The following is a 13,175-nucleotide window of genomic DNA, read 5'->3' as shown; positions in this document are numbered from 1 at the left end:
CGATGGTTCGGGAATGGGGCGGCGGCGCGCCGGAGAGCCTGTTGATGCGCGCCAGCAGCTGCAAGCACCCGGCCAGCCCCCGCCAGTACCAACCAGCCCCCGCTAATGCCCGCGGAACAGGTTCATGATGTCCTGCTTCTCCTGTTCGCCAACCTGTTCCGGCGCGACGCCGGCTCCGCTCGCCTCCTCGCCCGGCTGCGGTAGCGTGACGCCGACCGCCGCGACAAAACCATTGCCCGGCGTAAAGCCATCCAGATACAGCTCGTCGCCGAGCGTGACGACACCTTGCGGCATCGGCATCCTGTACTCGGGCACGCCCTTGAGCGCACGGGCCATGTAGTCGATCCACACCGGCAGCGCGAGTCCGCCGCCGGTCTCCTTGTCGCCGAGGCTGCGCGGGTTGTCGTAGCCGATCCACGCGATCGCGGTGAGCGTGTGCTGGTAGCCGGCGAACCACGCGTCGCGTGAATCGTTCGTGGTGCCGGTCTTGCCCGCGAGGTCGGTGCGCTTCAACACATTCGATTTCGCGCCCGTGCCGCGTTGCGCTACGCTTTGCAGCAGGCTGTTCATCACATACGCATTGCGCGGCTCGATCGCGTGCGGTGCGCTTTGCCCGGCAACGAGCGGCTGCGCATGCGCGACGACGGCGCCGCGCTGATCGGTCACTTCCGCGATCAGATACGGATTGATCCGATAGCCGCCGTTTGCGAACACCGAATAGGCGGCCGCCATTTGCAGCGGCGTGACGAGACCCGCGCCGAGCGCCATTGGCAGGTACGCGGGATGACGGTCCGCATCAAAGCCGAACTGCGTGATGTACCGCTGCGCGTACTTCGTGCCGATCTGGTTCAGAATGCGGATCGACACGAGGTTCCGCGACTTTTGCAGCGCCGTGCGCATGGTCATCGGGCCGTCGAAACCACCGCCATAGTTCTTCGGCTCCCACGCCTGGCCGCCGGTCTCGGCGGCGCTGAAAAAGAGCGGCGCGTCGTTGATGACGGTCGCCGGCCCGAGACCCTTTTCGAGCGACGCGGAATAGATGAACGGCTTGAAACTCGAACCCGGCTGGCGCCACGCCTGCGTCACATGGTTGAACTTGTTCTTGTTGAAGTCGAAGCCGCCGATCAGCGAGCGGATCGCGCCGTCCTGCGGCACGATCGAGACAAACGCGCCTTCCACTTGCGGCAGTTGCGTGATCGACCAGTCGCCGTCGTCGTTCGTCACGACACGGATGATCGCGCCCGGACGGATCCGCTGGTTCGGCTGCGCGCGCGGGTTCAGCGCGGACGCGGCGTAACGCAATCCGCCGTCGCTGATCGTCACGGAATTGCCGCCGATCAACGTGGCCTGCACCTGCTTCGGGGTCGCGGACGTGACGACCGCGGCGAAGATTTCACCGTTGTCCGGATGTTCGAGCAGCGCATCGTCGATCGCCTGTTCTCGATCGTCCGCATCGTTCGGCAAGTCGATGAACGCCTCCGGACCGCGATAACCGTGCCGGCGCTCGTAGTCCATCAGGCCTTTGCGCAGCGCGCGATAGGCGACGTCCTGATCGGCGGAGTCGATTGTCGTGACCACGTTCAGGCCGCGCGTGTACGCCTCTTCGCGGTACTGCGCATACATCATCTGCCGGACCATTTCGGCGACGTACTCCGCGTGCACGCTGAATTCCTTGCCGGCGCCCTTGACGACGAGCGGCTGGCGCGCCGCGTCGTCATATTGCTGCTGCGTGATGTAGCGCAGCTCGAGCATCCGTTGCAGGATGTATTCCTGGCGCACCTTTGCGCGCTTCGGGTTGACAACCGGGTTATACGCGGACGGCGCTTTCGGCAGACCGGCGAGCATCGCGCATTCGGCAAGCGTGAGGTCTTTCAGATCCTTGCCGAAGTACACGCGCGCCGCACTCGCAAAGCCGTAGGCGCGCTGCCCGAGATAGATCTGATTCATGTAGACCTCGAGAATCTGATCCTTCGACAGCTTCGATTCGATCTTGTACGCGAGCAGCATTTCGTACACCTTGCGCGTGTACGTCTTCTCGCTCGACAGAAAGAAGTTGCGCGCAACCTGCATCGTGATCGTGCTCGCGCCCTGCGTCGCGTGCCCGTTCGTCAGCGCGACGAAGCCCGCGCGCGCGATGCCGGTCAGATCGACGCCGCCGTGATCGTAAAAGCGCGCGTCCTCGATCGCGAGCACCGCTTTCTTGAGGTTGTCGGGCACGTCGCGAATATGGACGATGTCGCGGCGCTCCTCGCCGAACTCGCCGATCAGCACATGATCGGCCGTGTAGATACGCAGCGGCACCTTCGGTTGATAGTCGGTGAGCGCGTCGAGCGACGGCAGATTGGGTGTCGCGACGACCAGCGCATAGCCGAGCACGAGCACGACGCACAGGATGCCCGCGACGATCAGTCCTACGAAAGCAAGAATAAGCGTGAGCCACAACGGACGCCTGCGTTTGCGGGGCGCCGGCGGCGAAGACGAAGGAGTCGACGTTTGTTGCATATGACCACCAGAAACCAGTCCCGCGATTATAGCCGTGCTCACTCATAGCTTTCGATGCGCTTACATTGCATCGACCGCTGGCGCCCATCTCCAGGGACGCCTGCAAGCGCTCATGAGAACAGCCTCACGGAATGACATCACTGTAGCGCCTCCGGCCTCGTCCGCACACTGCTTCGGCGCGCGTTAGCCATTCGGCCGAATTTCGCAGACCGCGCAGTCTCAGCACAATCCTTTCCGTTGTCCGCGTTCGAATGGGTTGTTCGCGGGTTGGTGAAAGGGAGGCAAGATGGCGTTGAAAACTTCATTGCAAATGGCGGTGCGCCGGTTCTCGGCTGGCATCGATGTGAGTCCGCAAGCGGTGCGGCTCGTAGTGCTGAGCCGGCGCGTGTGCGGCGATGGGCCGGTACGGGTCGATTGCGTTGCGCAGATGCCGCTGCGGCCCGGCGCGATGGCGGGCACCGAGATCGTGGACCGGCAGGCGGTCGCGCAAGCGTTGAACGAACTGTTCGATTGCCTTGCGACGGAGCGCATCCTGTTTTCGTTGCAATGCGCGATGGCCGTTCCAGGCTCCGCGACGTTGACGGCAAACGTGCCGCTCGAGCGGCTTGCGCCGCACCTGCGGCGCTTCGGGCCGCTGCCGAAGCTGCAATACTCGAACGGCAACGTGCTGGCCACCCTCGAGCCCGCAGTGCTGGTCGAGATCGAGCGTATTGCGGGCATCGAGCGGCACGCGCTCGCGTTCGACTGGTATATCGACGAGTCGTCGCCTATCGAGGGCGAGGTGACGATCGCCGCCACCGGGCGGCAGCATCTCGAAGCGCGCATCGAATGCGCGGCCATTGCCGGCATTTCGTTGACGGCGATCGACGGCGAGCCGCATGCGGCGCTGCGGGCAATGCGCTATGCAGCGGCGAGCGAACTCGAGATGAACGACGAATACGTGGCCCTCTGGATCGGCAGTGACGGTGTCTACGGCTGGCGCATCACCGACGACGAGATCGCCGCCTATATGCGCTATCCGGCGCCGGAGCACGGCAGTCTCGCCGAAGCGTTGCGTGAGCTCAGTGGCGGCCGTGAACTCGCGTCGGTGTTCGTTGCTGGCGACGTCGGCCTGCTCGATGGCGTCTCGTTGTCGATGGCGGACATCGGCGATGTGCTGGGCTGCACGGTGTTGCCGTTCCAGTGCGCGCTGCTTTGCCAGGTCGATGAGTCGTACGAGTCCGAACTGCTGCGCGATCCGGCCTGTGCGGTCGCCTTCGGTCTCGCCGTGCGCGGCGTCTACGAATGAAGTGCCCCACGTTGCGCTTCGGCGCGGCCGTGCGTCCGAGGCGTGTGCGTCCGGTGTGGCTGGGTGGGTTCAATCTGCTGCCGCACCGGCAGCGCAGCGCGCGCGCTGAACGGCGGCGTCGCGTCGTCGTAGCGTGCGCTGCGATGGTGGCCGGCACGGTCGCGGTACTCGCGCTCGCCGCGTGGCAGGCGGTCGATCGCATGAAGCTGGACGCGCAACGCACGTCATTCGAGCGTTCGCTCGCGCAACTGGCTGCGCCGCTCGCCGAACATGCCCGGCTCACGCGCGATGCCAACGACGCACGCATGCGCATCGCGCGCGCGGCGACGCTTTCCGAACCGCTCGCGCATCTGCTGGCGCTGCTGGATGCGCTAAGCCGCGAGCGCGACGAGCAGGTCGCGGTGCTGCAACTGCGTCAGCGCGATCACGAGACGGAACTGCTCGCAACGGCGCGCGATCATGCCGCGCCCGCTGCATGGGTGAAGCGCCTGGGCGCAATACGTGGAGTCAAGGATGCCGAAGTGAAAGACCTGCGCCGCGCGGCGACCCCCGCGCGCGGCGCTTTGCAAAACGCGAGCGGCGCGATCGAATTTTCGGCGCGTCTTTCCTGGAATGGTGCGCGTGAACCGACGCCACGCAGGCCTGTGCCTGCCGACGCGCGGCCGGTTCAAAGCGGCAATATGCGAGGTGTGAAATGAGTATGGCTATCGCGGACCGCTTCGGTCCGATCAATCAGCGCATGACGCCACGGCGCCGGGCCGGGCGTTTGCGTGTCCCGTCGCATGCGTGGCGTGTGCGACGCCGGTTGCTCGTTGCGAGTCTGATTGCGCTCGTGACGTTCGCGCTCGGCGCAAATGCATGGGTCGCAGCCGATCTTGCCGGCGCGCGAACCGCGCATGCGTTGTTCGACGACACACAGCGCCGTTTCGAGCGCGCACAGCGCGCGCTCAGCGAACTGCCGGCGCTGCGCGCAGCGGCGGGTTCCGCGCATTCGACAAGCCCGGAGCGGTCGTCCGATAGCGGCGCATCGACAGATGATGTGCGCATCGTGTCGCAACTGGCCGCGCGTGGCGGCATGACGCTGCTCACGCTCGAGCCCGGCGCGGTGACCGGTGCCGGGAGCGATGCGGCGCGTCCGTTGCGCATGACGGCGCTCGCCGACTTTTCGCAATTGCTCGCGTTCGTGCAAGCGTTGCCGAGTCTGCCGGTGCTAATCGTGCCGGGCGAACTGCTGGTCAAGCGGACGAACGACGGGCCGGCAGGCGGTCTGCTGTCGGTCAGCGCGACCCTGAACGTGTTCGACGCGCTTCGTCCGCTCGATGATTTCGCAACGGGGTTCCCGGACGACATCACCATGAACGACGATGACGACATCGTGTTCTACGACCCGTTCTCGTGGCCTTTGCGACCCGAGGCGCGCGTGGCTGAGCCGGACGCGGCCGGGTTTCGCCTCGTCGGCCTTCTGTACGATCTCGCGCGCGGACTCGGGCTGGTCGAAACGCCCGACGGCGAAGCGACGCTCGAAGCAGGGCAACGCGTCGGCGGCGAAAACGTCGCGCGCGTCGACAGGCTCGGCGTGACGCTCGCGGCGCGCGACGGCAGCGAGCATCGGTTGACGTTCGAGGAAGCGGTGCGATGAGCGCAGCGCGCCGTTCGAAGTGGACGCTTGCGCTGGCGTCGATGGTGACGGTGGCGGCGCATGCGTCGCTGCCGCCGCTACCTGAACCGCTGCCGCTGAACGATGCGCCCGCACCGTATGGTGAACCGCCGTTGCCGCGTGTCACGTCGGGCGACGTGCGCAATCCGTTCAGCCCGGATACGGCGCTCGATGGGCCGGCAGAAGCGCAGGCGTTTGCCGAACCGTCCGTCGCGGGGAACACCGACGATGCCGGGCTGCGAGAAACGGCGCCCGGCGGCGGGTCGACACCGCGTCCTGACGCATCGCGCGTAGAAGACCCGCAAGCCGCACTGGAAGGACCGCCGGTACCGCTTGCGCCGGTCGCGCGGCTCTCGGCATCGCGAGGCGCGGCAGACGCCGACGACCTGCCGCCCGACCGGCCGATCTCGCTCAATTTCCGGCACGCGGAGCTTGGCGCCGTACTGAACGCTTTCGCGCAATTCACCGGTCTGAACATCATCGCGAGCGACAAGGCACGCGGCGCCGTCACGCTGCACCTCGACAAGGTGCCGTGGCGCACCGCTTTCGATACGCTGCTCGACGTCAGCGGGCTGGCGATGGAGCGGCGCGGCAACGTGATCTGGGTCGCGCCGCTTGCCGAACTTGCCGCGCGCGAGCGGCAGCGCTTCGAGGCGCACGCGCGCAGCGCAGACCTCGAGCCGCTGGCGAGCCGCACGTTCGAGCTGCACTATGCGCACGCCGACGAGGTCCGCAAGATGCTGACTGCGTCCGGTAATCAGCGCGTGTTGTCGAAGCGCGGCGCAGTGACGGCCGATGCGCGCACGAATCTGCTTTTCATCACCGATCTTGAAGCCCGCCTCGCGCAAATCACCCAGCTGATTGCGGCGATCGACCGGCCGACGCGCCAGGTGATGATCGAAGCGCGTATCGTCGAAGGCGAGCGAGGGTTTTCTCGCAACCTCGGTGTGAAGCTGTCGATGGTCGGCACCAGCGAGGACGGCTCGGCGATCGGCGTGGTGGGCGGCAAGGACGGCGCGGTCCAGGATCTATCCGCGCGGCCGATCTCCGGGTTCGATGCGGCGACCGCGGGGCTGACGCTTTTCGCGGCGCGCGCGACGCGCCTGATCAACCTCGAGCTGAGCGCGCTCGAAGCGGAAGGGCGCGGGCAGATCGTGTCGAGCCCACGGGTCGTCACAGCGGACAGGATGAAGGCAATCGTCGAGCAAGGTACGGAACTGCCGTATCAGGCGAAGGTCGGTCAGGGCGTGTCGGGCGTGCAGTTTCGCCGCGCGAGCCTGAAACTCGAGGTCGAGCCGCAAATCACGCCGGACGGCAAAGTGGTGCTCGACCTCGACGTCGCAAAAGACAGCGTGGGCGAGCAGACTGCGGCGGGGCCCGCGATCAACACCAAGCATGTGCAAACGCGCGTGCAGGTCGAGGACGGCGGCACCGTGTCGATCGGCGGCATTTACGAGACCGATGATCGCGACGATGTGACGCGTGTGCCGGTCCTGGGCAAAATACCGCTTTTAGGCGCATTTTTTCGCCATCGGGCGCATCGCGATGCGCGCAGCGAACTCGTCGTTTTTATCACGCCGACCGTTGTGCAGATGAATTGACGCGTAAGGGTGCAGGCCGGCCACATGCAGGGTGCACGTGAGGCGCACGCAGGGCGGCACGTGAGGCGCGCTCGAAGCGCACATGACGTACGCATGAGGCCGCAGGCTCGACAAGCCGGCCGCTTTGACAGTAAGCTGCGGCACGAACCAACCGGATCAGCAAGAGGACACCGTTGCAAGCGCGGGACGCACACGCCAATGTTTTTTTCGTAGGGCTCATGGGGGCGGGCAAGACGACCGTCGGCCGCGCCGTGGCGCGGCGGCTCGATCGTCCGTTCTTCGATTCAGACCACGAGATCGAGGAGCGCACGGGCGCTCGCATCCCGGTCATTTTCGAGCTCGAGGGCGAAGCGGGATTTCGCGAACGCGAAGCGCAGGTGATCGAAGAACTGACGAGCCGCAGCGGCATCGTGCTCGCCACGGGCGGCGGTGCGATTCTGCGGCCTGAAAATCGCGATGCGCTGCGCAATCGCGGGCTGGTCGTCTATCTGCGCGCGAATCCGCACGATTTGTGGCTGCGCACGCGGCGCGACAAGAACCGCCCGCTGCTGCAGACGGAAGACCCTAAAGCGAAGCTCGAAGCGCTGTATGAAGTGCGCGATCCGCTTTATCGCGAATGCGCGCACTTCGTGATCGAAACCGGACGTCCGTCGGTCAACGGGCTGGTCAACATGGTGCTGATGCAGCTCGAGATGTCCGGCGTCGGCAAACCTCCTGCGTCATAATCGCGAGCATGAGCATTGTGAGCACCATGAGTCCCTCCATGATTACCGTCAATGTCGATTTGGGCGAACGCGCCTACCCGATTCATATCGGCGCCGATCTGATCGGCAAGACCGAACTGTTCGCGCCGCATATCGCGGGCTCATCGGTGACGATCGTCACCAATACGACCGTCGAGCCACTGTACGGCGACGCGTTCCGCCGCGCGCTCGGCCCCCTCGGCAAGAGCGTATCGACCGTCGTGCTGCCGGATGGCGAAGCGTACAAGAACTGGGAAACGCTGAATCTGATTTTCGATGCGCTGCTCGGCGCGCGCGCCGATCGCAAAACCACGCTTATCGCGCTGGGCGGCGGGGTGATCGGCGACATGACCGGCTTCGCTGCCGCGTGCTACATGCGCGGCGTGCCGTTCATCCAGGTGCCGACCACGCTGCTGTCGCAGGTCGATTCGTCGGTGGGCGGCAAGACCGGCATCAACCATCCGCTCGGCAAGAACATGATCGGCGCGTTCTACCAGCCGCAGGCGGTGATCGCGGATATTGGCGTGCTGCGCACGCTGCCGCCGCGCGAGCTGGCGGCGGGCATCGCCGAAGTGATCAAGACGGGTGCGATCGCGGATGCGGCGTTCTTCGACTGGATCGAAGCCAACGTCGACGCGTTGAATCGCTGCGAACCGCAAGCGCTGGCCGAGGCGGTCAAACGGTCGTGTGAAATCAAGGCATCGGTTGTCGCGGCCGATGAACGCGAAGGCGGTCTGCGCGCGATCCTCAATTTCGGCCATACGTTCGGTCACGCGATCGAAGCGGGTCTCGGTTACGGTGAGTGGCTGCACGGCGAGGCAGTCGGTTGCGGAATGGTGATGGCGGCGGATCTGTCGGTGCGGCTCGGTTATCTTGACGACGCGTCGCGTGAACGTCTGGTGGCGCTCGTCAAGGCCGCGCATTTGCCGACGCGCGCGCCCGCGCTTGGCGCCGCGCGTTACGTGGATCTGATGCGCGTCGACAAGAAGGCGGAAGCCGGCGAGATCAAGTTCATTGTGCTCAAGCGCTTCGGCGAGACGTTGATCACGCGCGCGCCTGACGATGCAGTGAACGCGACACTCGCGGCAACCGTCTAAGCGCCGACCGCCGACCGCCGACCGCCGACCGCCGACCGCCGACCGCCGACCGCCGACCGCCGACCGCCGACCGCCGACCGCCGATGTCGGCACGCCACACGGTACGCAGCATGGCGCACGCAGCCTGGCATACGCAGCACCGTCACACGCTAAGCGACGCGCCGACTGCGCCACACGCGTCGATTGCGTCGATTGCGTCAAGCGAGCCAAATGAGCCAAATGAGCCCGGTTGAACGGACGCTGCCGCCGCCAACCGTCGACATCCGACACGCGACACGCCCCGACGCCAACCCGCTCAGGCGCAATCGCCGCGGTCACGTTCACGTTCATGTTCCGGAGAGACCGGTGACCGAAAGACCCAGCGACAATCCGTCCGACGCGCCTCGCGCGTTTCCCGCGTCCGATCTTGCGCCCGATCTCGCGCCGCACCACGCGGCGTCGCTGCCGTCCGTCGCTGCGCTGGAGGCGCATCTCGCGCCGTACGCCGCGCATTCCGCGCAATCGCGCGGACGCCGCCATCCGGAAGCGCCGCCGAGCGCGCGCACCGAATTTCAGCGCGACCGCGACCGCATCGTTCATTCAACGGCTTTCAGGCGGCTCGAGTACAAGACCCAGGTTTTCGTCAATCACGAAGGCGATCTGTTTCGCACGCGGCTCACGCATAGTCTCGAAGTTGCGCAAATTGCCCGCTCGGTCGCGCGTAACCTGCGGGTGAACGAAGACCTCGTCGAAGCGATATCGCTTGCGCACGACCTCGGCCATACGCCGTTCGGCCATGCCGGGCAGGACGCGCTGAACGACTGTATGCGCGCGCACGGCGGCTTCGAGCACAACCTGCAGAGCCTCGCGGTCGTCGACGAACTCGAGGAGCACTATGGCGCGTTCGATGGGCTGAATCTGTGTTTCGAGACGCGCGAAGGCATTCTCAAGCACTGCTCGCGCGACCATGCGCGGCGGCTCGGCGCGCTCGGCGAGCGCTTCCTGCAAGGACGTCAGCCGTCGATCGAAGCGCAGATCGCGAATCTCGCCGACGAAATCGCCTACAACAACCATGACGTCGACGATGGCCTGCGCTCCGGCCTGATCACGATCGATCAACTCGCCGAAGTCGAGCTATGGCGCACGCACTACGACGCCGCGCGCCGCGACTATCCGCATATCGAAGGGCGCCGCCTGATTCACGAGACGGTGCGGCGCGTCATCAATACGCTGATCGTCGATCTGATCGATACGACGACGCGCAATCTGATCCACCACGCCCCTCGCTCGCTCGACGACGTTCGCGTCGCGCCGCCGCTCGTTGCGCACAGCGAAGCGGTGTCCGCACAAGCGACGGCGCTCAAGCGCTTTCTGTTCAAGAACCTGTATCGCCACTATCGCGTGATGCGCATGGCCAGCAAGGCGCGCCGCGTGGTGACCGGCCTTTTCGACGCGTTCAGCGAAGACGCGCGGCTGCTGCCGCCGAACTACCAGTCGTCGGACCCGTCGACGCAGGCGCGCCTCATCGCCCATTACATCGCGGGCATGACCGACCGCTATGCGCTGAAGGAGTACGCGCGGCTTTTCGTCGTCGACGACAATTGACCTGCCGCTCGCTCGTGCGGCCGGCCCATCGCCCATGCGGCCGGCGCAAAGCGAGGAAATCAGCATCAACACGGCGGTTGCGCTACACGCTACAAGAATCGAGCGTCAGCACGTGCGCGCGGATGCACGCTCAGGCGCACGCACACACGGCCCGCGTGCGGCGCGTATCAACGCCCCAACAATGGGCGATCAACCCCGCACCAATGCGTCCTCAACGGCTGCGCGACAACAGCACGCCTGTGATCAGCGCAACCGCGCCAACCACAGCCAGCGTACGCCACGGGTTCTCATGCACATATTCATCCGCGCCGACCAGCGCATCGTGCGCACGCTCGCGCACGACAGCGCGTGTTTCGTTGAGCCGCTCGCGCGCGTCATCGAGGCGTTTGCGCACCTGCGAGCGCAGCGCTGCCGCATCGGCTTGCGTGCCGTCGCCGAGCGTGCTTTCGAGTTCGTTCATCAGCGTGCGCAGTTCGGCCGCAATGTCTTCCGCGGCGTGACGGCTGTGCCGCGCAATGCGGCGTGCCCGACGCCCCGTGGTCGTCCAGGATTCGCCGATGGCATCTCGCGTATTCGGTAGTGCTGTCATGGTCGCTCCGTCGATGATGATGGTTTGATGAATGGCCCCGCTGTTCGACACGGCAAATTCAGCGGTAAATCCAACAGAACGCAACTTCGATGCCTGCCGGGCGAAGCGAAAGCGCTCACGACGAAGCGCCACGCATACGGTCAGGTTGCGCAGGCCAAGGGATCATTGCACAACAGACGATCGGCAAGCAGCCAGCGCCGCAGCGCGCTGCCTCGCGCCGCGATGTTTCGCCGCGTGCAAAGGCACGCGGCTGCGCCATCCAGCAGAATTTTCAGCGGCAACTCTTGCCGGGCGTCAAATTTACAATGCTTGCACGGTTGACCAGGCATACGCCCCAATCGCGACGTGCGATTGCGCAAAAACGAAAACGCCGCTGCGCAGCGCGCGACGGCGTTGTCCAACGCAGAAAAACTCGTCTAACCTAGGTTAGAACCGATAGCCGACGCTCAGCAGCGTGACGATCGGGTTGAGTCGAATCTTGGTTTGGGACTGCACGTTAAGCGTGCCGACCGGCGTTTGCGCAGCGGTATTCAGCTTCGCTGTCGTGCTGACCGGCAGATACGAAATCGAGAACCCTGCGAACCAGTGTTCGGTGAACGCGTACGTGAAGCCCGCATTAAACACAGGCGCCCACGAACTATCCGTGGTAACCGTGGTCGGACCATGCAGCACGGCTTGTTCGAAGGCGCCGTTCGTGATTTTCTCATCGGTGAACCAGACGCGGCTCACGCCGATGCCGACATACGGACGGAACTTCGATTGCGGTGCGAGAAAGTAGTACTTGAGCAGCAGCGCAGGGCTCCACTGTTTCGCTTCGCCGAGCTTGCCGAACTGTTCGAGCTGGCCCGTGCCTTTGATGTCGAAGGTCGGTGGAATGCCCATGTCGAACTGCGCGACGATATGATCGGTGATGAAGTAGCCCGCGGTGAAACCGGCTGTATCCGCACTGCTGATCTTGGCGCCTGTGTTCGGCGCTGTGATGTTAACGGGCGTGCCGCCGACGCTTGTCTCCTTCAACGGATCACTACTGGACTGAGGCGCAAGATGGAACCAGCCTGTCGTGACGTAAAAGCTTCCGGCCGTTTGAGCGTGAGCTGCAGTCGATATGCATGCGAATGCAACGGCCCCCGTGATGGCCTGTTTTAATTTCATATGTGCTCCTCCTGAAAGGCCCGCACATTATGAAGACTACGTTTGAAACAAACCATACGCGTCGGCTAGAGCGTTCACTCTGGACGATGCGCGGTTTCTGGCTCAGGCCCGTCGCGCGGAACGCCGCGCCGGTGGCGCCTGTCGGACCTTCGGGTATGTACCAACGCGAATTTGGATAATCCAGCATGGCACGGCTTGCACGTCTTTATGTTCCTGACCAGCCGCAGCACGTGATCCTGCGCGGACTCGACCAGCAGCCCGCGTTTGTCGACGACCAGGACTACGAGCTCTTCATCGATTGCCTGAAGGCGGCTTCACGCGATCATCACCTCGCGGTTCATGCGTACGCGCTGATGCCGGGCGCGGTGCAACTGCTCGTCACGCCCACCGACGAGTCGAGCCTGCCGAAGGCGATGCAGGCCGTCGGCCGACGCTACGTCGCGCACTTCAACCGTCGCTACTCGCGACGCGGCACCTTGTGGGAAGGCCGCTATCGCGCGACCGTGATCGAGGGCGAGCGCTACTTTCTGCTTGCGAGCCGGGTCGTCGAGATGTCGCCGGTGCGCGGGCAGCTCGTCGCGACACCCGAGGAGTACCGGTGGTCGAGCTACCGTCATCACATCGGCCTGACGCTCGATAGCCTGATCACCGATCATCCGTTGTACTGGTCGCTCGGCAATACGCCGTTCGAGCGGCAGCGCGCGTATCGCGAGCTATGCGAACAGCCGCTCGACGAACGCGAAGCCAGTCAGTTGCAGCAGGCGACACTCAAAGGCTGGGTGCTCGGCAGCGATACGTATCGCGAATGGGCGGCGCGCGCCGCGAACCGCCGCGTGTCGCCGCTGCCGCGCGGGCGGCCGCGCAAAGTCCGCGAGACGCCGCAGACCCAGTGACCGCCGCGGCACGCCGGACCGGGTCGAGCCGGCGTCCGCCGGGCTGCGAACTCCCGGGCCGGCATCGAC

The 13,175-nt window shown here is 65.1% G+C and carries 11 protein-coding genes; 8 read left to right on the top strand and 3 right to left on the bottom strand.

Translation table 11 applies throughout. From position 1 onward, the window contains the following. Positions 1–102: 102 nt before the first annotated feature. Complete coding sequence (locus tag HV675_RS20365; RefSeq protein WP_175112918.1) at positions 103–2,502, bottom strand: penicillin-binding protein 1A; 2,400 nt, start codon at positions 2,500–2,502, stop codon at positions 103–105. A 286-nt stretch (positions 2,503–2,788) separates the two neighbouring features. Here HV675_RS20365 and pilM point away from each other — a divergent pair, with 286 nt between their 5' ends. The 7 genes from pilM (at position 2,789) to HV675_RS20330 (ending at position 10,472) form a co-directional block, all read left to right on the top strand. Beyond that, the gene (gene pilM / locus HV675_RS20360) at positions 2,789–3,790 is read left to right on the top strand and encodes a type IV pilus biogenesis protein PilM (protein ID WP_175112917.1); all 1,002 of its coding nucleotides are present in this window, start codon (positions 2,789–2,791) and stop codon (positions 3,788–3,790) included. Next, positions 3,787–4,488, top strand: a complete 702-nt coding sequence (locus tag HV675_RS20355; RefSeq protein WP_175112916.1) for a fimbrial assembly protein — start codon at positions 3,787–3,789, stop codon at positions 4,486–4,488. The genes pilM and HV675_RS20355 overlap by 4 nt, the downstream gene beginning before the upstream one ends. Further along, entirely contained in the window at positions 4,485–5,429 is a 945-nt protein-coding gene (locus HV675_RS20350; RefSeq protein WP_175112915.1) for a type IV pilus inner membrane component PilO, read from the top strand. Before HV675_RS20355 ends, HV675_RS20350 begins: the two co-directional genes overlap by 4 nt. Then, entirely contained in the window at positions 5,426–7,048 is a 1,623-nt protein-coding gene (locus HV675_RS20345) for a type IV pilus secretin PilQ (protein WP_175112914.1), read from the top strand. The genes HV675_RS20350 and HV675_RS20345 overlap by 4 nt, the downstream gene beginning before the upstream one ends. 173 nt (positions 7,049–7,221) lie before the next feature. Continuing rightward, positions 7,222–7,773, top strand: a complete 552-nt coding sequence (locus HV675_RS20340; protein WP_175112913.1) for a shikimate kinase — start codon at positions 7,222–7,224, stop codon at positions 7,771–7,773. A gap of 38 nt (positions 7,774–7,811) precedes the next feature. After that, the gene (gene aroB, locus HV675_RS20335) at positions 7,812–8,888 is read left to right on the top strand and encodes a 3-dehydroquinate synthase (protein WP_175112912.1); all 1,077 of its coding nucleotides are present in this window, start codon (positions 7,812–7,814) and stop codon (positions 8,886–8,888) included. Between the two features lie 345 nt (positions 8,889–9,233). Beyond that, on the top strand, positions 9,234–10,472 hold the full coding sequence (locus HV675_RS20330) for a deoxyguanosinetriphosphate triphosphohydrolase (protein ID WP_175112911.1): 1,239 nt from the start codon (positions 9,234–9,236) through the stop codon (positions 10,470–10,472). A 211-nt stretch (positions 10,473–10,683) separates the two neighbouring features. Here the strand turns inward: HV675_RS20330 and HV675_RS20325 are convergent, their stop codons facing one another. Further along, complete coding sequence (locus tag HV675_RS20325; protein WP_175112910.1) at positions 10,684–11,061, bottom strand: ElaB/YgaM/YqjD family protein; 378 nt, start codon at positions 11,059–11,061, stop codon at positions 10,684–10,686. Positions 11,062–11,487: 426 nt separating this feature from the next. Continuing rightward, positions 11,488–12,213 carry an OmpW/AlkL family protein gene (locus HV675_RS20320; protein WP_175112909.1) on the bottom strand — a complete coding sequence of 242 codons (726 nt, stop codon included), beginning with the start codon at positions 12,211–12,213 and terminating at the stop codon, positions 11,488–11,490. 185 nt (positions 12,214–12,398) lie between these two features. On the opposite strand from HV675_RS20320, the gene HV675_RS20315 reads away from it, so the two are divergent. Continuing rightward, on the top strand, positions 12,399–13,106 hold the full coding sequence (locus tag HV675_RS20315; protein WP_175112908.1) for a transposase: 708 nt from the start codon (positions 12,399–12,401) through the stop codon (positions 13,104–13,106). The last annotated feature ends 69 nt before the right edge of the window (positions 13,107–13,175 follow it).

Source organism: Paraburkholderia solisilvae, assembly GCF_902859875.1.
Lineage (GTDB): Bacteria > Pseudomonadota > Gammaproteobacteria > Burkholderiales > Burkholderiaceae > Paraburkholderia > Paraburkholderia solisilvae.
This window is presented reverse-complemented; position numbering and strand designations above follow the sequence as displayed.